Consider the following 22,137-nt stretch of genomic DNA (forward strand, 5'->3'; position numbering starts at 1 on the left):
CCACCTCTTCTGTTTTTTATTCTGTATTCCCAAACAAGAATCATTCTAAACCTTCACAAATTGTTCAAAAACTTTTTACAATTTATGTATATGTTGTTTTTACACAAAGTTTACTATCTATGTGTAAAATACATCTAGTTGGATAAATTAGGTTGACAGGTTATTGTATATAGGTGTAAAATACATGTAGAGAAGCAGTAATAAGATTGCTGTTTTCCTCTATGTGTATTTTACATATAGGTGAGGTGTTGAGTGTGGTAAATAATGATAACAATCAATCGGTAAATCCATCTAAGAATTTCGTACTACCATTCATATTATTGCTTCTAAGTAGAGTGTCCCTTCACGGGTATGAGCTTAGTCAGAAACTTCAAGCATTTGGTTTTAAAAGTATTGATCAAGGAAACCTTTATCGCTTACTAAGGAAGCTTGAAGCGGACGAGCTAGTATCATCCGAGTGGGATACATCAGGAAATGGTCCTGCTAAAAGAAAGTATTCAATTACGAAGGCTGGTATTACTTACTTAAAAGGTTATGCGAATCAACTTGAAACATATCAAGCCATGTTGGATCAGTTTTTCTCAATGTACAGTAGTTTTTTAGAGCTCTATATCCCTTCTTTTTCGACAAGGGATTCCATAGAGAAAAAAAGAAGTGAAAAGAGGAGGAACGATGATGGCAAAAAAGAATGAAACAACTGAAGTACTTGAAAAAAATACGAGTGTAGAAGTGAATCCAACTGATTTATTCGTTAACACTCTATGGGATCAGTACGAACAGTCACTTGCAAGAGCAAGACAATTGCGCGAGGCACAAGAAGAGGCTCTTCTAAAATCCTTTAAGGAAGTGCTTAAATTTAATAAGGAATACAGAAAGTCAGTTGGTAGCTTGTACCAGCAGACTAAAAAGACAAACTTAGAACTTGCTAAGGGTGTAGTTCAAAACGTGTCTAACAGAGAAGAAGGCAAAGAAATTAAGGCCGTTGCGAAGTTAAAAGAATACGATGAGGTTACAAATCAACTAAAAGAAATTACTGAACAAATGGAAAAGCTTGCTTTAACACCAGTTCAGTCTACCTTTAATTTTATTAACGAACTTGAAGAAAACTTAGAAAAGAACGCAGAATCCTATCTTGCTTATTCTCGCGAGCGTCGGAAAGCTTGGCAACAAGTTACAGACGAATATGTAAAACAAGCAAGAAAAACAAATCATGAAGCAGTTGGCTTTGTCAGAGACAAGTCAAAGGAGCTTATCAAGTCAGCAAAATCACATGAGCTTGTAAACAGCTAATATAAATACAAAGAAAGACCACCATCAGCATACTAGATACTGTGGTGGTCTTTAATAATGGCAAAAATCCTTGATGTTGAGGCGTAATCCCCCTTGGGTAATTACCCAACTCCCCAACCTTTATATCATTTGACCGAATTTTACTCGTTTGTTGATTGCGTACATAATTGGTATACCTGCAGCAAGGACAGCTAATTCACCGGCAGCTGTAGTAAGCCAAGTGAAGAAAAATGGTAATTTAAAAGCTAAGTTTAGTTCAATTGCAATGATAAACATATTGAAAGTGAAAACAACTGTGTTTACAGCCATTAAGCCAATAATGCTTTTAATATACCTACCGGCCACAATCGTAATGAGTAAAGAGATGACTGAGTGTGCAACTCCAAACACTAAATCATAGGCTATAAGCGGCGAAAAGAATAAATTTGTCAGGAATACCCCAAGGACAATCCCATAGAAGTAGTTCTTATTAAATACAATCAGATGATTAAACATTTCTGATACTCGGAATTGCACGTTCGTAAATCCAAAGGGTTGGACTACAGCAGAGACAGCAATGTATAAAGCCGCTACAATTCCATTTCCAACAATTGTTCTGATATTCAAGGTCATCTCTCCTTAGTTTTTTTCCGTGGGAGGGTTTCGAACCACGTCAAGCACAATAATAAAGTATATGTGATAATCAGTGAGATCACAATACATTTTTTCTAGCTAAGCGGTGGTGAAATTTTCCCCCTTATTCATTGACAAATAAACCTTGAGTAGATATATTAAAAATAATATTTTGAATAGTTCTCCTAAAGGGGAGTAGCTTTAACAGCAGTGTCGTCATTTCGGAGGGAATCATCTCCCGGTGCTGTTGGCAACGAATATGTCGTTGTTAGCAAGACCTTTACCTAGTAGTGGTAAGGGTTTTTCTGTTTTTTTAAACCTTTACCGTCTGTGGTAAGGGTTTTTTTTGTTTATCTTGGTTGCTGTTGTTAAGAATAGTAGTTAACCTGCTTGTTTAAAAAGGGGAATGATGAGATGAAGTTCTTTGAGAGATTGCGTTTTGTTTTTAAATTTTGGAAATCTATTCCCTTTGTTGTAGAATTCTTTCTTTCACGGGAAGTTGATGCCTATAAGAAGGTACTTAGTATTCTGCTGATTCTAACTTATATCCTCTTTCCTTTTGATTTAATTCCAGATTTTATCTATTTACTTGGGATTTTTGACGATATCGTAATCACAAGTTTTATCGTGGAGAGAATGGTAAAGTGGGCTCCGGATACACTAAAAGAAAAATATCGTCTCCATGAAAAGATATAGAATGAGGAGGAATTAATTCGGTGGAAGCCTCGATTTTATTAGAATATGGCTGGGTGTTGTTAGTTCTAATTGCTCTTGAGGGACTTTTAGCTGCGGATAATGCTCTTGTCTTGGCGATTATGGTGAAACACCTTCCTGAGGAGGAGAGAAGAAAAGCTCTATTTTACGGGCTTGCAGGTGCCTTTGTTTTCAGGTTTGCTTCTTTATTTATTATTTCCTTCCTTGTTGATGTATGGCAAGTACAGGCAATTGGTGCCCTTTATCTTCTGTTTATAAGCATCAATCATATTGTAAGGAAACTGGTAATTAAGGATAAAGCGGATGAAATAAAGACTGAAAAGAATAAGAAACAATCTGGGTTTTGGGTGACGGTGTTAAAGGTTGAAGTAGCAGATATTGCGTTTGCGGTGGATTCAATTTTAGCGGCGGTTGCACTTGCTATGACCTTACCAAACACAGCTCTACCTACAATTGGTGGAATGGACGGAGGGAAATTCCTTGTTATATTTGCAGGAGGGTTAATCGGTGTGATTATCATGCGATTTGCTGCTAATCTTTTCGTTAAACTGCTTCATGCTAGACCTGGTCTTGAGATTGCGGCTTTTTTAATTGTTGGTTGGGTAGGGGTCAAATTAGCTGTATTAACTCTAGGACATCCAGATGTCGGAATTATTTCATATGAGTTTGCTCATTCAAAAGTGTGGAAGCTCACCTTCTATTTCGTACTAATAGCAATTGCAGCCTCCGGCTGGTTTTTGTCCAAAGAAAAGGCAGAAAAAAAATCAGCCGCGTAAAACTTAATATTGATAACCAACATGAGTTACTCTCGAAGGGGTGGCTCATGTTTTATTTTAGGTTTTTATTGGGAGGGGAGAATTAAATCTGCTTGAATAATGAAAAATAAGAAGGTTCGACAAATATTCATTCGAGTGTTGTATTTACTTGATGAATTGGGGGTTGGTTCTTTTGAGCTTTGAACTGTTATTATTAGTATTTCTAATTGTGCTAAATGCATTTTTTGCTGCTTCTGAAATGGCGCTAGTGTCTTTAAATGACAATAAAATAAAATTAATGGCTGAGTCTGGGGATAAGAAAGCAATATTAGTCCACAACCTATTGTCAGAACCTAGCCGATTTCTAGCGACTATTCAGATAGGGATTACATTAGCTGGATTTTTGGCAAGTGCATTTGCCGCAGGTAGCTTCGCTGGGAGGTTGGGGGAGTATTTATGGCGTATGGGTATTCCCCTTAGCCAAACCATGCTTGAAACGATTTCTACTGTTGTTATTACTCTAATCTTATCTTATTTTACCTTAGTGCTAGGAGAGCTAGTTCCCAAAAGACTTGCTTTGCAAAAAGCGGAGGCAGTCTCATTTTTTGCAGCGGTACCTTTAACATGGCTTTCTAAACTAGCCCTGCCATTTGTAAAGCTTTTGACTTGGTCAACGAATATAGTTGTCCGGTTGTTTGGGGTCGATCCTAATGCAGATGATGAAAATATCACAGAGGAAGAAATACGAATGATGGTAGACGTCGGCCAGGAAAAAGGAACGATTCAGGAAACAGAAAAACAAATGATTAATAATATTTTTGAATTTGACAATAAAACTGCCTCCGATATTATGACACATAGAACCAATATCTTGGCAATTCCTGCCCATAGTGACTTAAAAGAAACGGTTCATATCGTAAACGTCGAAAAGTATACTAGAATTCCTGTTTTCGAGGACGATCTTGATCATATCCTTGGCATTCTTCATGTGAAGGATTTAATTCAGTTTATTGAAAGTGGAGATAAAGATTCTTTTGATTTAAAGAAAATGGTTCGGGACCCTTATTACGTACTTGAATCAGTCACCATCGATCATCTTTTTAGAGATATGCAAAAAAATAATGTTCATATTGCCATTGTAATTGATGAATATGGTGGGACAGATGGGATTATAACGATAGAAGATATGATTGAGGAAATTGTGGGGAATATCTTTGACGAATACGATGAACCAGAATTAGACGAGAATGAGATAGAGAAAATCGATGAATATAACTATTATATGATTGGAACGACAAACCTTTACGAAGTAGAGGATATTCTTGATACAGAACTTCCGACCAAAGAATATGATACCTTAAGTGGGTTTATTATTGGCCAGTTAGGCTATATCCCTAGGGTAGATGAACGTCCAGCTATTCAGTACGACAATATTGTGTTCGCTGTTGATGAAATGGACGATAGGCGAATTGTAAAAGTGAAGGTAAGTGTGCTGGAATCAATGGAACAGAGTGAATAGGGTGGCGGTGCTTATTTGAATTATGCTCTATGAAAGCTTCATAGAGCATGTTTTAAATTATCTTATCCTTTTCGAAAATGGGAACGGAAGGTGGGCAAACGTTAAAAAGGGTCTCTCCACCACATTATTGCAGTAGAAGCTGTAAATATAAAACGTTTTGCCATTCTCCAAATTTAAAGCCGACTTCTTTTAGTTTGCCAGCAAACTCAAATCCGTATTTTTCATGGAGGCGGACGCTAGCGTCGTTTCCTTCGGTTATACCCGCAATGATTGTATGATATCCAAGCTCCCTAGCCTGATCAATAATGTTCTTCATTAAGGCATTTCCAATACCTTTTCCGCGATGCTTATCCGAAAGGTAAATGGAAATCTCCACGGTTTTTGCATAAGCCTCCTTTGCATTATAGGGTGTAATACCACAATATCCCGCAATTTCTCCATTCACATCAGCAACAATTAAAGGATACTGATTTCCAAATTTGTAAAACCACTGCTCTCTTTGTTCAATGGTCTGCTCGACTAGATCAAACGTTGCGGTAAGATTTAAAATGGCTGAATTATAAATATCCAGCATTGCTGGTAAATCTGCTATGTTTGCTTTCCTAATAATCAAAATTAATCCATCCACCTTCCAAATTTTAACACTATAAAGGTATGTTTCTTGATAAAATAAAAGTAGAACAACGTGTCAATATTATCACCTCTAATGACATAATTTTAAAGCGTTTTTTTTGTGATGGAAATAAAAATTTCATTTAGGAAAGTAGCTTGCAAAATTACTAACTATTCCTGAAGGTGGGTGACTCAAAAAGTATATAGAGATAACAATAAGATGAGAGGTGTGAAAGGTCATGTCCAAACGCAGAGTAAAGTATAGTGAACTGCAGTTTTTAAAACGAGAACTATACTTTTTGGAAAAATCAGGTGTTATACAGGCCGGTAAAAGTGAAGAGATAGATAACATCTATGAAGCTGAACAGATTTCTTTTACGAAAACACTCCTATATGTAGGATCTGTTTTAATTGGGATAGGCATCTTAAGCTTCGTTGCAAGCAATTGGGCAGAGATAGGGAAGTTAACTAAATTCTTACTTATACAAGGTTTGTTTATTGGCAGTATGTTTACCGGTTACCGGATGGAAAGGAATTTCCCAAAAACAGCAAAAAGTTTTTATTATTTAGGGGGCATCGTTTTTGGTGCAGGGATTTTCCTTGTTGGCCAAATGTTTCATTTTGGAGGCGACTTTCAGGATGCATTCTTATGGTGGTCCTTAGGACTTCTCCCATTAGCCTTGGTTCTACGGGATAAATGGATACTCCTTGGTTCATCTATCTTAATTCTCTTTTACATGACAGATGGGCTAATCTTTAGTGGTCAAATGATTCCGTTTTGGATTCTTCTCTGGATTATAGCCATCCACTTCCTAAATAATAAAATGGGATTTTCACCTGCGGTAGGTCTTGTAAATGGGTTTCTTGTACTTGCTTTTATCGCCTCTGTACTCAACTTTTTCCTAAAGGGACTCTCTGATGTTGAATATATCTACGGTCTTTGTTACCTTGCTATTGGAATTATGCTCATAAATATGAAGGAGAAACTCCATGAAATATACGTCATGTTAGGATTTCTTGTCCACGGGGCAGCTGCACTGCTGTTGTCTTTTCCAGATAGCTGGCCAAATGAGTGGGTGTATCTTCCTTTTTCGATTCTATATTTATCGCATCTATTATGGTTAATTAAAAGAGGCAGTCTGTTTAGTATCATTATTCTTTGTATCATGATTTTTCGCTTTTATCTCGATTACACCTTTGATTTCCTACCAAAATCGCTTGTCTTTATCATAGGCGGAATTCTCTTGCTTGGATTTGGATTTTACTTTGAAAAGCAAAGGAAAAAAGGGAGGGAAAATCATGTCTAAACGTGCCAAACAAATCATACTAGCTTGTTTAGTACCAATTGGAATTTTAATAGGCATGACGGTAACTCCGTTATATACGTTGATGACCGGTGAAGAGATTACCCTTCGTACAATTCCGGTTGACCCGACAGATTTGTTCCGCGGGGATTATGTAGTTTTAAGATATGAAGCCGAAGAGATTCCAAGTTCATTAATCAGTAAGGAAGTCCGAACCGAATTAGATAATGGGTGGTATGATACGGAAGTATATGTACCCCTAGAGTTTAAGGATGGTGTTCATACTCCAACAGAAGTTGTTCTAACTAAACCTGATACGGGCTTGTATCTAAAAGGAAAACTAAATTACATTGGTCCTTCATGGAATGGTGGGGTAGAAGGAAGGGAAGTTGCTAATATCACCTATAGTCTTGATAAGTACTTCGTTGAAGACAACACGGGACTAGACTTGGAGGAGGCTTCTAGGAACGGAAATATTTTAGCGAAAGTAAAGGTAAAAAAAGGATATGCCTATTTAGTAGACCTTACAATCGTAAAATAACTCAATAAATTAAGGCTGCACTATGGGGGAATCCTTTTAGGCAGCCTTTTTTCCTATTGGTTGGATGGGCTAGGAGTAGGATGAATATCGATGAAACTTGGTTTGTTTTGTGTATCAAACATAATAGTCTTTGTCCTATTAAACAGGCGATTATAAAACATACTAAGAAGATTTGATCTCTAGATTTAAGACTGAGAACCACCGAATATCAAATACTGTATCTAAATACCTAGTAAGTAATCTAATTTTGAGAAAAGTAGTATATAAATCCTAGTGAAATATTTTTGAAAACAGGTCTATATACCATCGAAAACTATTACGAGATAAGCTTTATTATTAATAGTACAAATAGTTCCACTTTTGTAAAAACTTAGATTAGATAAATTAGGGGGATGATGTGAGAAATGGGAAAAAAGTCGTTTAAAACTATTCTTGCAAGCACAGCAGTTGTACTTGCTCTATCTGGGGCAGGCTCAGCTGCAGCAGCACCTGTAAATGTCATGCAAACTCCGAAGGTTGCAGAACTGGTTGGAAACTTTGATTTTTCATCTTCAGCCAAAACAACAGTAATTGTTGAAATGACTGAACCATCGATTGTCGAGGCGAAGCAAAAAGGGCAAAAGCAATCGAAAGCAAATCTCTCTAAGGCTCGTAAACAGGTAAAATCAGATGTAACCAAGGCAGTAAAAGAAGCGAAAGTAAATCGTGAATACGATTATGTCTTTTCAGGATTCTCTGTTGAACTTCCCGAGGAGGGTGTACCAGCACTATTGGCCGTTCCCGGAGTTAAAGCTGTCTATCCAGAGGTTACCTACACAACCACAAGTGTTGTGGAAACGAAAGCAGTTTCTGATGAAGCATTCAGCCCAGCGATGTTTGACAGTGCACCGTTCATCGGCTCGGAAGAAGCATGGGAATCTGGGGTTACTGGAGAAGGTGTAACAGTGGCGGTAATTGATACGGGAGCTGATTATACTCACCCAGACTTAGCGCATGCTTTTGGCGAAAATAAAGGCTATGATTTTGTCGATGATGACCCAGATCCACAAGAAACACCAGAAGGGGATTTAAGAGGGGAATCCACTCAGCATGGTACCCACGTGTCTGGTACGGTTGCTGCGAATGGACAAATAAAAGGAGTAGCTCCAGAAGCTGAATTGCTGGCATATCGTGTACTTGGACCTGGTGGTAGTGGGACAACCCAAAACGTTATTGCCGGAATTGAGCAAGCAGTTGAAGATGGAGCTGACGTTATGAATCTTTCACTAGGAAACTCGCTGAACGATCCTGACTATGCTACTAGTATTGCATTGGATTGGGCAATGGCTGAGGGAGTGGTTGCGGTAACTTCCAACGGAAATAGCGGTCCAAACAACTGGACAGTTGGATCACCAGGAACCTCTCGTGAAGCAATTTCTGTAGGTGCTACGCAGCTTCCATACAATCTCTATGATTCTAGTATTTCTACCGCAGAGGGTGTGGAGTACCCAACGGCAAAAGTTATGGGCTTCCCTAGTGATAAAGAATTATTAGCTCTTAATGAAAAAGAATATGAGTTTGTTGATGTTGGTTTAGGTGCGCCAGAAGACTTCGTAGGCAAAGACCTTACAGGTAAAATTGCCTTAATTAGTCGTGGTGGCTTTGCTTTTGTTGATAAGGCAACAAATGCTAAGAATGCAGGAGCAGTGGGAGCAATCATCTACAATAATGTAGCTGGTGAGCATGCAGATGTCCCAGGAATGGCGGTTCCAACGATTAAGACAGAGAAAGCTGATGGAGATAAGCTTTTAGCTGAATTAGCAAAAGGGAATAACAAAGTGTCGTTTAATATTGAATTTAATTCAGAAGTAGGGGAATCAATGGCTGATTTCTCATCTCGCGGACCGGTAACAGGCACTTGGATGATCAAGCCAGATGTTTCTGCTCCTGGGGTAAATATTACAAGTACTGTTCCAACTCATAACTCAGAAAATCCACATGGATATGCCGCAATGCAGGGAACTAGTATGGCGTCACCTCACGTAGCCGGTGCGGCTGCTTTAGTACTTCAAGCGAATCCTGACTGGGGTGTTGAGGATGTAAAGGCGGCACTTATGAACACAGCAGAAGAATTAATCAATCCTGCTACTGGAAAAGCTTATCCACATAACACCCAAGGTGCTGGAAGCATTCGTGTTGTTGATGCTATTCATACAGATACTTTAGCTGCTCCAGGAAGTCATTCATTTGGAACTTTCCTTAAAAATAAAGGAAAGCAAGTGGAAAAACAGCAGTTTACGATTAAAAATCTGTCTGAAGAAAAGAAGAATTATAGCTTTGAAGTAAACATGGGCAAACACTCTGATACTATTAAGGTTTCAACAAGCAATAACTTGGAAGTAAACGCTGGTCAGTCACAGCAAGTGAACTTAAATGTACAAGTGGATGCCGGAAAGCTAGCACCAGGATATTATGAGGGTTCAATCACCATTAGTGATGGCGAAGGTTCAATTGACGTACCAACCATTTTGTTTGTGCAAGAACCAGATTATCCACGTGCAGAATACGTGGGAATTTCTCAATTAGCTGATGGGCAGTTTGAGATTCAAGGGCTATTCCCTGGCGGTGCAGAAACAGTCGAGTTGTTTGTTTATCTTTCTAATAAGGATGGCGCTCCTGTAGGATATTTAGGCGACATTGCAACATATGAAAATGTCTCTGCTGGTTACAGTACTTTTAAATGGGATGGAACAGTAAATGGTTCTAAACTCCCTGCGGGAAATTACTACAATGTCTATGCTTATGCAACCTATAAAGGACAAAGTGACCTTAGTGGAGTGAATTTCTTACTTCGATAAGGATAAAAAACAAAATACATTTATTGACCCGCTTGGACTTAATAATCCAAGCGGGTTTTCTACTTGTGGTAATTATTACCTGCTAGTTATGAAGCTCACCTGTATTTACCTTGTTGCATACGATGACATGAAATGACAAGGAGGGGTGTAAGCTTTGGGTAAATTTAAGATCTTGCCAGTTGTCCTAGCTGCTTTTTGTACGGTGCTCATTTCGTTCTTTGTATTCTCCTTCATTGATTCTAATGCTTCAGGAGGTACAAACCCTGTAAATGAACAAGAGAATAATTCAGAAGAGAACAATTCAGAAGAGAATAACTCCGAAGGAAATACAAATAGCAAAGATTCAACCGGTAACAGCGATATCTCTAACAACGTTCAAAATAACGTTAACGGCAATACAGCGGACATTTCGAATGATGTTGAAAACAATGTCACAGGTGAAAACGCAGATGTAAGCAATACAATTGATAATAACTTGGAAAATAGCAACGATAATAAAATTGAAAATAATGTAACAAATAATCTCGAAGTCAATGTGAATGTAAATCTCTCGAATAATATTAGTAATAATACTGATGCCCCTGAATCTAGCTCAGGTGAAGGCAATAATGAAGGGAATAATAACGGCAAGAATGAAAATAACGGTGACAACAATAATGGCGATAAAGAGGAAGAAGCAAACAATGAAGAGAAAGACAGCATTATTTGGGGTGTTGATTCCGCAAGCTTGACTACCGAAGAGATGCTTGCATGCGTAGGAGATAATTTTGGCTCTCCAGATATATGGGGGCGCTATTTAGGCGATAAAGATGGCGTATCTAAAGGGTTAACATCTGATGAAATCGAACTCCTACACTCAAATGATATTAAAATCCTATTGATTTGGAACCACTTCGAAGATGCAAGAGGGTATGAAAACGGACAAAATCAAGCACAGGCAGCGATACAAATGGCACAGGATTTAGGAGTCCCTGAAGGAGTTGCGATTTTTGCTGATATTGAGCCGGATTATCCAGTGGACTCTGAGTTTATTAGAGGATGGTTTGAAACGATGAATGAGTCAGCATATCCTCCGGGTGTCTATGGTGTTTTTGATGCAGAGCAAGAACTATATGCAGTCCTAGAACAAGCAGGCCAAAATAATGGTGATTTATTAGAAAATACTTATGTTTGGACAGCTGCTCCAAACATAGGGATTACAACAGAGAAAGAAGCCCCAGAATATCAACCAGAGGCACCGGATAATGCCCTTATCGGCGGATGGCAGTATGGGCTAGAAGCACAGGCTTGTAATATTGATACAAATTTATTCCACAGTGATCTTTTAGAGGTGCTTTGGTAACTACAACTAAAAAATGTGCCTTAGATTAAGGGAAAACGTTATGTGAAGAAACTCCTAACGTTTTCCCTTTTTTTAAAAAAAACATAGGAAGGTATACTAGGTTTGACTTAGAGAAATGTCCAGCTCCAGCGCCCTAGCGGCTAGTGTCCTTCGCTCTCCGAGTAAAAATCGGCTTTTGGATTTTTACCGCCCTCCGATAAGTCAACATCGAATCGCTAACGCTCTTCGTGTTTCCTTTATCTCAGTTGGAGAGCTCCAGGCCATACGCCGCTGCAGGGCGCTTGCGCTTTTCTTATTACTTATTTCGGTTAGTAGGAAGCTTTTCACTAGGGTTATTTTTCCCTTGACGTTTACGATTTGTTTCATCCTTATGCTGTTTATCATGCAACTTATTTAAAAATTCATTTGTACTTTCCATATTTGCCCCTCCTTCATCATCATTCATTTTTACTTTATCCATATAAAATGAAATCATACAGGATGAGAATGATAACGTATGGTTTGGAAAAAATAGAAATGTTCGATTAGGTTCGAATTGCAACATGTACAGAGAAATACTGAAATTGAAGGAGCTATGGAATGGAAGATACACAAATTTTACGTGCTACTTATGAGGATGTTCCTGTTATAACGGAGATGTTCGAGGATTGTAAGTCTTATCTGGAACAACGTGGTATCCTTCAATGGGACGAGCACTATCCTAGTCAAGATTATTTTGAGACTGCGTTTAAGGGTGAAAACCTATTTATTTTAAAAATAAACGATGAAATACAAGGAGCAATGGTACTCGATGAATGGCAGACGGACGAATGGAAGCAAGCACAATGGTCCGAAGTGGAAGGGAGCCCGTTAATCCTCCACTCCTTTTGTGTTCATCCCTCGGTACAGGGTGGAGGACATGGCGGTAGGATGCTGGAGTTTGCAGAGAACTTCACAAGAGAAAACGGATATCCTGCTTTACGTCTCGATGCTTTTTCGGGAAATGAGGCAGCAGTCAAATTTTATGAAAAAAGAGGGTACAAAAGTACAGGTGTAGTTGAGTTGGATGGAAAACCAGCAGGACATGAAAAATATTATTGCTTTGAGAAACTTTTCAAATAATAAGTGCCTGTACGCCTTGGGTGGTACAGGCACTTATTTCGTCGTAGGAAAAGAAATAAATCCCATTAATTAACGCATTGTGTGGAGGAGTTTGGCATAATAAAATGGAGGTAATGTTTTTTTTACGCTAGGGAGACTGGAGACCTAACTTACATGGATAAAGAAAAATTAACTACGTTTGAAAAATGGAAGCTTCCATCTGTTTTTGTATTAATACTTTTATTGGGCATGGTTGATCTAGCTTTCACATTCATGTTTACTTTGAATGTTGTCCTTCGATTATTAATTGAAGTACTTGTCACGGTCATTATGTTTTTTATTATTTGGAGAGTATCTAAGAAAATTATTGAGTCTACGAATGAACTAAAGGATAACCGGAAGAGGTTAAAAAACATCTATGAAACATTGGATGTGGCCATATGGTCACATGATTTGAAATCAAATACCTTACTGGTTACTTCCGGCATTGAAAAGCTTTATGGATATACGGCAGAGATGTTTTATCAGAACAAGGATTTATGGAGCAAGGTGATTCATCCAGAGGATGTAAGCGTGTTATCGGAACGTGCCGAAAAGATTGCTAATGGAGAGCCGGTGACGAGTGTATATCGAATCATCCGTGCTGATGGAGAAGTACGGTGGATTCAGGATAGAGGCATTCCTACATTAGACCACTCAGGGCACCTAGTGGATTTTAACAGCGTATTGTTCGATATTACGGATCGAAAAGAGAGTGAGGGGCTATACCATAGCTTAGTGGACATGTCTCCAGATTTAGTGGCTGTTTACAGCAGAGGGAAGTTAGATTATGTTAACGAGGCAGGGGTTAAGCTGCTAAAAGCTGAAAGTCAAAATGAATTATTAGGACAGCCGATATCAAAAATTATCCCGCCTGAAATACTAGCTCAAATAAATACGGATTGTCCCGAAAAAAGGTTGTTTGAATTTCAAGTTATCGGGCAGGATGGACAAAAGCTTGATTTAGAAATGTCGGCCGTCCCTATTTTGTACGAGGGGAGAATGGCAGAGCAGATTGTTGGCAGAGACATTTCTCAACGTAAACAGGTTGAGGCGACAATAAAGCGAATGGCTTACTATGATGTTCTTACGAGCCTTCCGAATCGATTTATGTTGAGAAGTTATATAGAGTCGGCTTTGAGAGAGAATTATGGGGAGACAATTGCGGTACTATTTCTTGATTTAGACCGATTCAAAATAATAAATGATACAAAGGGGCATACAACTGGAGATCAGGTATTAAAAAAAGTAGCGCTCATGCTGGAAAAGGCAGTGGGTGATGAAGGACTAGTAGCACGAAACGGCGGAGACGAATTTATCATCGTGTTAAGGAATACAGATAAACTAAAAACAGAAAAGGTTGCTAAACGTATCTTATTCGAATTTTCATTGGGGATAAAAATAGATTGCCACGAGTATTTTTTGACAACGAGTATCGGAATTAGTTTGACGCCCGAAGATGGAAAAGATGAAGAAACCTTGATTAAACACGCAGATACAGCGATGTATTCGGCAAAAAAAAGAGGCAAAAACAACTATCAGTTTTATACTTGTCAGCTAGATAGACAGTCTAATAGAAAATTAGAATTAGAAAACGGATTAAGAAAGGCGTTAGAACTTAATCAATTGGAGCTCCATTATCAGCCACAGGTGGAATTGGTTTCAGGAAATGTCGTAGGGGTAGAGGCACTAGTACGCTGGAAACACCCTGAGCAGGGGCTAATTTCCCCTGCAGAATTTATCTTATTAGCCGAGGAAACAGGTCTTATTATCCCACTAGGAGAGTGGGTACTAAAAACTGCATGTAAACAAAATAAAATTTGGCAGGGTAACGGCCTGACCTATATTCCCGTATCAGTCAATATTTCTGTACGGCAGTTACAGGATGAGAAATTTGTTGAAATGGTTAAGAATATACTTGTTAAAACGGGTCTTGAGCCATGTTATTTAGAGCTTGAGATTACAGAAAGTATGATGCTCGATTATGATCGTTCTCCCGATCTTCTTAATCATTTGAAAAATATCGGTGTCTTAATCGCTATTGACGATTTTGGTACAGGCTACTCATCCATTAGCAGCTTAAAGCATCCCAATTGATAGAATTAAGATCGATAAGTCATTTGTTGACGATATCATTCAGCATCCTAGTCGCGGTTCTTTAGTGAAGACGATTATTGAAATGGGATACAATTTGGGTTTCGAGGTGGTGGCAGAAGGAATCGAGTCTCAGAAACAGGTTGATTTCCTTCTAGAAAACAACTGTCATATTGGACAAGGCTTCTACTATAGCATGCCAAAGTCATCTTCGTGTATTAGCCTTGAGCCAATTGTAAAAGTATGAATGGAACTTGAATAATCAAAAATCCCCTACTGTTACAGTGGGGATTTGTTCTGTTATAAAGCTTCAGGTTTTTGTTCAGATTTGATGATTTTATTTTTCTTTTTAGTGATAATGAGGTTCAAAATACAAGCAGCCAATGCCCAAACAAGGAGCCCACATCAATCTTATAGTTAACGGGTTCTCCTGACCCAAAAGCTTTTTTATTTAACCTCTCCTAGATTAAGAAGGCTTGTCCTTAATTGAATAACTAGCGAAAGGAAAATAAGCCGAATTTTTCCGCTTATTTAAGCTAATTTCAATGCTCTTTACTAAAATAAGCGGAATTATTCCGTCTATTTTTGTTAAGTGTCACAGGAGGCAATAGGAATAACTAAAAGAGCAGGGCAAATTCCAATATGGTTGCCCTGCTTTTTCTTTTGTGAATGGCTATGCTTTATTGCTATTTACACCTCAAAAGAGAACCTACATCCTATTAGGTGTGGGATTTAATCTCTTACTCCCAATTCCCTCTTTTCCAACTTCATTTTCAGGCCAGGCTTTGGCCTAAGGGTAATAAGTGGCTGGGGTTTAATAGTCTCATGATGTCCAATTAGCCTGAGCCGATACCGTTGAGCAATACAGGCCAGCACAAGGACCATTTCCATAAAGGCAAAGTGATTCCCGATGCAAACTCTCGGACCACCTCCGAATGGAAAGTAGGCATAAGTAGGCAATGTTTTCATAAAATTATTTTCAAATCTTGCTGGCCTAAAATCTTCTGGGTCCTCAAAGTAGTCTGGGAGTCGATGGATAACGAATTGGCTCATGAGCACGGTTTCTCCTTTTTTGAATAGGTAGCCACCGATTTCAACATCCTCGTCCACCTGCCGGCCAATTACATAGGCAGGAGGAAAGAGACGTAGAGATTCCCAGATTACGTTTTGTGTGTAAGATAGCCTTTGGAAGTGTTCTAGTTTTAGTGATTCTGAGCCAATGACAGAGTCAATTTCATTATGAAGTTCTTCCTCTACTTCTGGATGCTGCGACAAAAGGAAAATCGTCCAGGATAAAGCATTTGCCGTTGTTTCATGGCCAGCTAGGAAAATAGTCATGAGTTCGTCGCGAAGCTGCTGGTCAGTCATGCCGGTTCCGTGCTCATCATCCCTAGCGTTCATTAGGATTCCAAGCAGATCCTCCTTATGGCTGTCATTCTGTCTTCTGTTCCCAATGATGCTAAAAAGCACTTGGTCAAGTGCTTGTGCAACCTGTTTATATTCTCGGTTGGTTTTGGATGGTACCCATAAAGGAAGCGGAAGGATAGATCTCATTCGCTTTATAGCAAGCTTCATCCCGTTTTCAACGGAATCTCCTAACAGTTCATGCCCCTCTTTGAAATCCATGCTGAACATCGTTTTGCTGATAATTCCTAAAGTAATATCTAACATATCCTTAGTGATTTCGGTTTCCATTCCATCATTCCACTTGCTCATATATTCCTCTGTTAAATCAATCATATCTTGAGCATAAGCGTTTATATGTGTTTTCTTGAAAGCTGGCTGTATCAATCTTCTCTGCTGCATATGCATATCCTTTTCACTCGTTAGAAGCCCTTCACCAACGAGTGTTTTTAAAGACTGGACCTCCCTCGATTTAATGAAGCATTTTTGTTTAGTCACGAGTACTTCTTTTATTAATTCAGGATCCGAAAGTAGGATCACTTTATGAAGTGGGCCTAAGCGAAATCGAACAATATGTCCGTATTTACTAGCAAGAGTTTGCATAAACCGTAGCGGATTTCTTTGGAAATCGTTTAAATGTCCTGTGAAATAACTACCGTTCGGAGCTAGAGGTATTTTCTTTTGATTAAATGCATCGTCCAAATAACATGTCCTCCTTTCATGATCATATGGCCAACGGATGGGAGCAAGGTTTTACTCCGTATATGATAAGCAAGAATTACCGAAATTGTGTGTAAATTGGTGGAAAAGCCCTGGTTTAAGTTTCCATTCTTGAATAGATTCAACCTTGATAGTAAGACTTCTAATTTCTTTTTAAAAAACTAGTCATATCAACCATTTTTAGCACCCTTAATGTACGGATGTATAAGATATAAGGAGCTTGTTTTATGTGGAAAAACCGTATGGTTCTAGGCTTTGATAGTCTAAAGGGAAGGAGAATATATGAGTAATAAATCTATGAAACTAAAGGATTTAACATCGCTTGTTGCCAAATATGAGAAGGAAATAAATAATCTTATACAGGAAAGGTTAAACGATAATGATTTAATAGCTAGCGCTAATGAAGGGATACAAAAGCACCTTAGTACGCTAAAAAAGCTTCGTAGATTCAATGAACTAGTTGCACAGCAATTGAATCTTCCCACGAAGGATGATGTAGCAGCTATTGCGAGATTGGTTATGCAGCTAGAAGAAAAATTGGATCGTATTGAAGACTTGCTTATGCAGCTACTTGATGAAAGTCCATCAGAGTTGTCTCTAGAGAGTAACAATAATGATTCTGAAAATCAGCATTCAGAAACTGTAGAGAACGAAGGCCAGGAGTTGGAGGGAGCATTAGATGAGGACTTCCCTCAAACGCTGAAAACCCAAATAGTTCATTTCCTATCTGAAATGGGAATGAAAGTATTAAAGGATGCCGTGAGAAATGCCCTTGCTCAAAGGGGTAACAATGGTGCTTGAAGGCCCACGTAAACCAAAAGGCTTAAGGCTGTTCGGTTCTTTGTCGAATCATTCAGATCCACCAGTGGGACCAACTCCAAGAAAAGCAATTTGGAAAAAGAACAAAGCTACTCTCTGGTATTATCCAGCTCCAGCTAAGAAGTATAAAACTCCGCTATTCCTTGTTTATTCACTTGTAAATCAAGCCTTTATACTAGACCTTGGACCTGGGTCTAGTATGATTGAAGGGTTCACTAATGAAGGCTATGATGTCTACTTGTTGGATTTCGGTATTCCAGGTTATGAGGACAAACATCTCTCTCTCGGAGATTATGTTTTTGATTATATTCAAACAGGCGTACGTAGGGCACTTCGCCATTCAGGTGCAGAGGAAATCACAATAATCGGGTATTGCCTTGGTGGTACGTTAGCGCTAATCTATGCGGCTGTGGCAAATGAACCAATTAAAAACTTAATTTTGTTTGCCACTCCAGTTGACATAAGTGAGATTCCTTACATGGACAAATGGGCTAAAGCTTTTAAACGTGGAGAGCTGAAGATGGACGAATTAATTGACGAATACGGGGTTATTCCAGCACAAGTAATGGAATTCTGGTTGCGTCTTATTACAGCTCCGGTAAATGTTACCCCGTATTTAGCTTTGCTAGGAAGAATGAATGACAAGAGGTATCTTGAAAAATGGAAGAGGTTTGACAAATGGGTGAAAGGCCATGTTCCGTTTTCAGGTGCGGCTTTTAAAGAGTTAATCAACGAGCTCCTTATTAAAAATAAACTGATTAAAAATAAGCTAGAACTAAGGAATAAAAGGGTTAATTTGAAGAAAATCAAAGCAAACCTTCTTGTCGTTTCAACAGAAGCTGACGAGCTCATCCCAGAAGAAATGACAAAGCCGTTGATGTCGAAGATCTCCTCTCGAGATAAGACGTACAGGCGAGAAAGAGGAGGGCATGTCAGCCTTGCCATTAAAGGAGGCTTACCTGATTTTCTTACTGAATGGTTACAGAAGAGGTCATAAATAGTTAATTTTAGATATAACCAGCCACCTAATAAGTATAGGTGGCTAAAATGTTTTAAAAGACTAAAACTAACTAAAACCATTTCATTGTTTAAAAGTCTAATATATAGAAAGATATAAATAAACCATATAAAAAGAGGGAATAATGTCTTTTTCCTCGTACTTGCTAGAAAATTAAGGAGGGAAGAGACTTGAATGCAGAAGAGTTGCTTGTGAAACGTGCCGTAAGTGGTGATGACCAGGCATTTGTGAAAATTATGCAATTGTACAAGGAAGAGCTTTATAAAACAGCTCTAGCTTATTTGAAAAACGGTGATGAGGCGTTAGAGGCTATTCAGGAGGTTACATATCGCGCATATAAAAGTATCCACCAAGTTCGGGATGCATCATATGTGAAAACATGGTTGATCCGAATCATGATTAATTATTGCAATGACCAACTTAAAAAGAACAAACGTGAGGTATTGGGTGAGGAGCTTCTCCAGGTACAAGAAATCTCCGAAGATCATTCTGGATTAGAGATTAAGGATGCGATGGAGGATTTGGATGATCGGTCAAGAGAAATTTTGACACTTAAGTACTTCCATGACTTAAAGATAAAGGAAATTGCCGCCTCGATGCAGTGCCCTGAAGGAACAGTGAAGACGTGGCTAAATAAGGCGCTAAAGGCGCTTAAAGGGAGACTTGAAGAGAAGGGAGGAAACCAAAGTGTATAACCGTGAAGAGGAAAAGCTGGCTGAGTATAAAAAGAAATTTGTAAATATCTCAATCCCAACCGTATTGTTAGATGAGCAGATTCACTTAGGTTTACAACGAGCAAGGAGTGAAGCGAGACGCCAGAAGTCCAGAAAGCGTAGAGTGATTTCACTTGTTGCCGCGGCGGTCTTGATCATAGGTTTCTTCACAACCATTCGGGTTTCTCCAACATTTGCTCATTACATCACGATTATTCCTGGGATGGAAAAGTTAGTAGAACTAATCCGCGACGATAAGGGAAGAATGCTAGCGGTTGAAAATGAGTATTATCAAGAGATTGGGGTTTCAGATGAAGCGGAGGGTCTAAGGCTGACGATTGACGGAGCCATTGCTGATGAGCAGGGGCTGGTCTTATTTTATACTTTAGATTCAGAAGAAAAGCGGAAAGAGTTATTGGTAGATCGACCTCAGTTAACCAGTCAGGACGGTTCGAAACTAGATTGGGGAACGATTTCATCAGGAGGACCCCATTATTCAGAGACTGGAGAAAAATCATTTAGCGGAACAGTTGAATACTTTTTCCAATCTCCTTATGAAGCGAGGGAGTTTGAGTTAAGTCTACAAGTAAGTGGTGATGGGAATGAATGGAGTTTCAACCTGCCTTTCTCCATTGAGGAAGAGCTTGCGAAGAAGAAAACTTATGATATTAACAAGAATGTTACCATTGAAGGTCAAGCAATTGAATTTATTGAGGCAACGGTTTATCCACTAAGGGTGGCTGTTCATATAAAGATGGATGATAACAACACGAAAAAGTTGCTTGAATTTGAAGATTTAAGATTGGTTGATGAAAATGGCGAGAGTTGGACGAAAATTGCTAACGGAACAACAGCAAGCCAAATTTCTGATAATGAGAAGATTATCTATCTACAAAGTAACTATTTTAAGCAGCCTGAAGAGTTGTATCTTGCTGTTAATAAAATTCAGGCAGTGGATAAGGATGAAGCCAACGTGGTGATCGACCCGAAGAACGAGGAAATCTTGAAGCAACCAGCAGGAGAGAAGCTGAGTCATTTAAGAGTGGAAGAGAATCAGGCTGTGTTCCGTTTTCAGAATAAAGAAGAGTTTAATTACTTCTTATTTGGTCTCATAAGGGATGAAAATGGTAAAGAGTTAGAATCTCCTTCTTCGTTTAATAGTGGACCAGATCAGGACGGGATTGAGGAGTATGGAGTTGTAATTTCTAACTTGAGTAGCGTGAAGGGACCGATTTCACTGGAGCTAAGCTTTTACCCTTCTTGGATTGAAGGAACTGAGAAAGTGAGGATTAAGTAATCTTCGTTCATTAATGATAAAAATAAAAAGTGTTTAGCTCATCGATAGCTAAACACTTTTGTTTTATTGATCTTCGTAGATTTCTAGATTAGCATATATGGTGCTGATAACAGGAGTACTAAGCTGTTTTTCCTTAGAAATTTTTAGAAGGTAACCAAAAAAGTGATCTGCTTCTGTCTTTAATCCTTTCTCCATATCGCGCTGAAGAGAGGATTTCATATTGTACCCCATCTGCATGATCTTTTCGAATTGGTTAGCCTCGATTTCATCGGCAAGAGGTGCAGCAACACTCCGCATCACCCCGCCGACTTCTTGGAGTAAAGTCTGAATGGTGTTGACCCCATATTCTTGATCGCGGATTGGTCCGATCGGAGACCGGAAAATAGAAGTAACGCCACTAAGAGTAGCGATAAACTGATATTTATGCCACATGTCTTGCTCAATATTTTCTGAAAGACGGAAACTAGCTTTTGTTCCTTGGAAAGTAGCCTGGAGTTTTTGGATCCTGTCGGTTTTCTCCCCAGAGAACTCACCAAAAACTAAATCATGAATTGGGCTAGTTTGAATCACTTTCCCTTGTTCATCAAGAGTCGTTTCAATAAAGCATAACCCACCAATTACCTTATCATCCCCAAAAGCTGCTCTTAATTCATCCACATGGGCAATGCCATTTAAGAGTGGTAAAATCATTGTGTTTTCTGTGACATAAGGTTTCGTGCTTTTAATCGCACCTTGCAAATGGTAGGCTTTCGTTGATAACAAGATAACATCGAAAGGCTCAGCAGGTTCTCCACTTAATAATGTTTTCGGTTTAAACTCCATATTGCCGTGAACACTCTCTATCACCAGTCCGTTCTCATCTAGTTGTTGCTTTCTATTATGGCGGACAAGGAATGTGACATCTTCGCCTTTTTCTACTAAACGACCACCAAAATAACCACCAATACCACCCGCACCAACAATCAATACTCTCATGGAAAATAGCCTCCTTATGTAATCAATCTCTTAATCAAATTTACTCGATCAGACATGTATCTGTTTATAATTTACCATTTTAAGGGTTTCATTGCTTTAGTTTAAACTTAAAGTCTATAAGGAAGTTCAGCTAATAAAAGAAGTGCACGCCTGTCAAACCGCGTACACTTCTTTTTGTCCAGCTCCAGCGCCCTAGCGGCTAGTGTCCTTCGCTCTCCTAGTAAAAATCGGCTTTTGGATTTTTACCGCCGCAACGATTGCGTCAACATCGAATCGCTATCGCTCTTCGTGTTTCCTTTATCTCAGTTGGAGCGCTCCAGGCCATACGCCGCTGAACAGGGCGCTTGCGCTTTTCTTCCTAGATGAGAGCAATCCCAAGCGCCCCGGCAATAATCAAGAGACTGATAATTTTAACGAAAAGGGGAAGGGAGTCCTTTCCCTTTTCATTAACC

19 protein-coding genes, 1 pseudogene and 1 riboswitch are annotated in these 22,137 nt (G+C 38.9%); of the genes and pseudogenes, 15 read left to right on the forward strand and 5 right to left on the reverse strand.

The features are described 5' to 3' along the window. The first annotated feature begins 254 nt into the window (after window positions 1-254). Both phaQ and LG336_RS02345 read left to right on the forward strand, forming a co-directional pair. Window positions 255-692, forward strand: coding sequence for a poly-beta-hydroxybutyrate-responsive repressor (gene phaQ, locus LG336_RS02340; RefSeq protein ID WP_404330972.1), 438 nt, complete (start codon window positions 255-257; stop codon window positions 690-692). Continuing rightward, window positions 673-1,290: a hypothetical protein gene (locus LG336_RS02345; RefSeq protein WP_404330973.1), complete on the forward strand. Its 618-nt coding sequence runs from the start codon at window positions 673-675 to the stop codon at window positions 1,288-1,290. The genes phaQ and LG336_RS02345 overlap by 20 nt, the downstream gene beginning before the upstream one ends. Before the next feature lie 120 nt (window positions 1,291-1,410). Here LG336_RS02345 and LG336_RS02350 read toward each other — a convergent pair whose 3' ends face one another. Then, window positions 1,411-1,896 (reverse strand): QueT transporter family protein, encoded by a 486-nt coding sequence (locus LG336_RS02350; RefSeq protein WP_404330974.1) that lies wholly within the window; start codon window positions 1,894-1,896, stop codon window positions 1,411-1,413. A 6-nt stretch (window positions 1,897-1,902) separates the two neighbouring features. Beyond that, window positions 1,903-1,947, reverse strand: a riboswitch (PreQ1 riboswitch). Window positions 1,948-2,316: 369 nt separating this feature from the next. Here LG336_RS02350 and LG336_RS02355 point away from each other — a divergent pair. From LG336_RS02355 to LG336_RS02365, 3 genes are all read left to right on the forward strand, one after another. Continuing rightward, window positions 2,317-2,598 carry a YkvA family protein gene (locus tag LG336_RS02355; RefSeq protein ID WP_404330975.1) on the forward strand — a complete coding sequence of 94 codons (282 nt, stop codon included), beginning with the start codon at window positions 2,317-2,319 and terminating at the stop codon, window positions 2,596-2,598. Between the two features lie 20 nt (window positions 2,599-2,618). Beyond that, window positions 2,619-3,392, forward strand: a complete 774-nt coding sequence (locus tag LG336_RS02360; RefSeq protein ID WP_404330976.1) for a TerC family protein — start codon at window positions 2,619-2,621, stop codon at window positions 3,390-3,392. Between the two features lie 172 nt (window positions 3,393-3,564). Continuing rightward, window positions 3,565-4,890, forward strand: coding sequence for a hemolysin family protein (locus LG336_RS02365; protein ID WP_404330977.1), 1,326 nt, complete (start codon window positions 3,565-3,567; stop codon window positions 4,888-4,890). A 124-nt stretch (window positions 4,891-5,014) separates the two neighbouring features. Here LG336_RS02365 and LG336_RS02370 read toward each other — a convergent pair whose 3' ends face one another. Then, the gene (locus tag LG336_RS02370) at window positions 5,015-5,503 is read right to left on the reverse strand and encodes a GNAT family N-acetyltransferase (protein ID WP_404330978.1); all 489 of its coding nucleotides are present in this window, start codon (window positions 5,501-5,503) and stop codon (window positions 5,015-5,017) included. 238 nt (window positions 5,504-5,741) lie between these two features. On the opposite strand from LG336_RS02370, the gene LG336_RS02375 reads away from it, so the two are divergent. The 4 genes from LG336_RS02375 (at window position 5,742) to LG336_RS02390 (ending at window position 11,526) form a co-directional block, all read left to right on the forward strand. Continuing rightward, on the forward strand, window positions 5,742-6,809 hold the full coding sequence (locus tag LG336_RS02375) for a DUF2157 domain-containing protein (RefSeq protein ID WP_404330979.1): 1,068 nt from the start codon (window positions 5,742-5,744) through the stop codon (window positions 6,807-6,809). Beyond that, entirely contained in the window at window positions 6,802-7,347 is a 546-nt protein-coding gene (locus LG336_RS02380) for a GDYXXLXY domain-containing protein (RefSeq protein WP_404330981.1), read from the forward strand. Before LG336_RS02375 ends, LG336_RS02380 begins: the two co-directional genes overlap by 8 nt. A gap of 404 nt (window positions 7,348-7,751) precedes the next feature. After that, window positions 7,752-10,184, forward strand: a complete 2,433-nt coding sequence (locus LG336_RS02385; RefSeq protein ID WP_404330982.1) for a S8 family serine peptidase — start codon at window positions 7,752-7,754, stop codon at window positions 10,182-10,184. Between the two features lie 154 nt (window positions 10,185-10,338). After that, a complete protein-coding gene (locus tag LG336_RS02390; protein WP_404330983.1) occupies window positions 10,339-11,526 on the forward strand; it encodes a glycoside hydrolase domain-containing protein in 1,188 nt (395 codons plus the stop codon). 295 nt (window positions 11,527-11,821) lie between these two features. On the opposite strand, the gene LG336_RS02395 is transcribed toward LG336_RS02390, so the two are convergent. Continuing rightward, complete coding sequence (locus LG336_RS02395) at window positions 11,822-11,944, reverse strand: DUF4023 domain-containing protein (RefSeq protein WP_404330984.1); 123 nt, start codon at window positions 11,942-11,944, stop codon at window positions 11,822-11,824. Between the two features lie 161 nt (window positions 11,945-12,105). Here LG336_RS02395 and LG336_RS02400 point away from each other — a divergent pair, with 161 nt between their 5' ends. Next, window positions 12,106-12,627, forward strand: a complete 522-nt coding sequence (locus LG336_RS02400) for a GNAT family N-acetyltransferase (protein WP_404330985.1) — start codon at window positions 12,106-12,108, stop codon at window positions 12,625-12,627. 309 nt (window positions 12,628-12,936) lie between these two features. Further along, window positions 12,937-14,986 (forward strand): annotated as a pseudogene (locus LG336_RS02405) (EAL domain-containing protein). Between the two features lie 485 nt (window positions 14,987-15,471). On the opposite strand, the gene LG336_RS02410 reads toward LG336_RS02405, so the two are convergent. Further along, on the reverse strand, window positions 15,472-16,845 hold the full coding sequence (locus LG336_RS02410) for a cytochrome P450 (protein WP_404330986.1): 1,374 nt from the start codon (window positions 16,843-16,845) through the stop codon (window positions 15,472-15,474). Window positions 16,846-17,145: 300 nt separating this feature from the next. Here LG336_RS02410 and LG336_RS02415 point away from each other — a divergent pair, with 300 nt between their 5' ends. The 4 genes from LG336_RS02415 to LG336_RS02430 all read left to right on the forward strand — a co-directional run bounded on the left by LG336_RS02415 (window position 17,146) and on the right by LG336_RS02430 (window position 20,710). Further along, window positions 17,146-17,664 (forward strand): hypothetical protein, encoded by a 519-nt coding sequence (locus tag LG336_RS02415; RefSeq protein ID WP_404330987.1) that lies wholly within the window; start codon window positions 17,146-17,148, stop codon window positions 17,662-17,664. Then, a complete protein-coding gene (locus LG336_RS02420) occupies window positions 17,630-18,679 on the forward strand; it encodes an alpha/beta fold hydrolase (RefSeq protein ID WP_404330988.1) in 1,050 nt (349 codons plus the stop codon). Before LG336_RS02415 ends, LG336_RS02420 begins: the two co-directional genes overlap by 35 nt. A 191-nt stretch (window positions 18,680-18,870) precedes the next feature. Beyond that, complete coding sequence (locus LG336_RS02425; RefSeq protein ID WP_404330989.1) at window positions 18,871-19,395, forward strand: sigma-70 family RNA polymerase sigma factor; 525 nt, start codon at window positions 18,871-18,873, stop codon at window positions 19,393-19,395. Then, on the forward strand, window positions 19,388-20,710 hold the full coding sequence (locus tag LG336_RS02430) for a DUF4179 domain-containing protein (RefSeq protein WP_404330990.1): 1,323 nt from the start codon (window positions 19,388-19,390) through the stop codon (window positions 20,708-20,710). Before LG336_RS02425 ends, LG336_RS02430 begins: the two co-directional genes overlap by 8 nt. A gap of 63 nt (window positions 20,711-20,773) precedes the next feature. On the opposite strand, the gene LG336_RS02435 is transcribed toward LG336_RS02430, so the two are convergent. Further along, on the reverse strand, window positions 20,774-21,685 hold the full coding sequence (locus LG336_RS02435) for a ketopantoate reductase family protein (protein WP_404330991.1): 912 nt from the start codon (window positions 21,683-21,685) through the stop codon (window positions 20,774-20,776). Window positions 21,686-22,137: the final 452 nt, after the last annotated feature.

The organism is Mesobacillus maritimus, from assembly GCF_044803185.1.
GTDB lineage: Bacteria > Bacillota > Bacilli > Bacillales > Cytobacillaceae > Mesobacillus_B > Mesobacillus_B maritimus_B.

What these genes read in the sequence shown, in the direction of transcription:
- LG336_RS02345 (WP_404330973.1), top strand. Translation starts at nt 673, where the DNA reads ATGATGGCAAAAAAGAATGAAACAACTGAAGTACTTGAAAAAAATACG.
- LG336_RS02355 (WP_404330975.1), top strand. Translation starts at nt 2,317, where the DNA reads ATGAAGTTCTTTGAGAGATTGCGTTTTGTTTTTAAATTTTGGAAATCT.
- LG336_RS02375 (WP_404330979.1), top strand. Translation starts at nt 5,742, where the DNA reads ATGTCCAAACGCAGAGTAAAGTATAGTGAACTGCAGTTTTTAAAACGA.
- LG336_RS02380 (WP_404330981.1), top strand. Translation starts at nt 6,802, where the DNA reads ATGTCTAAACGTGCCAAACAAATCATACTAGCTTGTTTAGTACCAATT.
- LG336_RS02385 (WP_404330982.1), top strand. Translation starts at nt 7,752, where the DNA reads ATGGGAAAAAAGTCGTTTAAAACTATTCTTGCAAGCACAGCAGTTGTA.
- LG336_RS02395 (WP_404330984.1), bottom strand. Translation starts at nt 11,944, where the DNA reads ATGGAAAGTACAAATGAATTTTTAAATAAGTTGCATGATAAACAGCAT.
- LG336_RS02400 (WP_404330985.1), top strand. Translation starts at nt 12,106, where the DNA reads ATGGAAGATACACAAATTTTACGTGCTACTTATGAGGATGTTCCTGTT.
- LG336_RS02415 (WP_404330987.1), top strand. Translation starts at nt 17,146, where the DNA reads ATGAGTAATAAATCTATGAAACTAAAGGATTTAACATCGCTTGTTGCC.
- LG336_RS02420 (WP_404330988.1), top strand. Translation starts at nt 17,630, where the DNA reads ATGCCCTTGCTCAAAGGGGTAACAATGGTGCTTGAAGGCCCACGTAAA.
- LG336_RS02435 (WP_404330991.1), bottom strand. Translation starts at nt 21,685, where the DNA reads ATGAGAGTATTGATTGTTGGTGCGGGTGGTATTGGTGGTTATTTTGGT.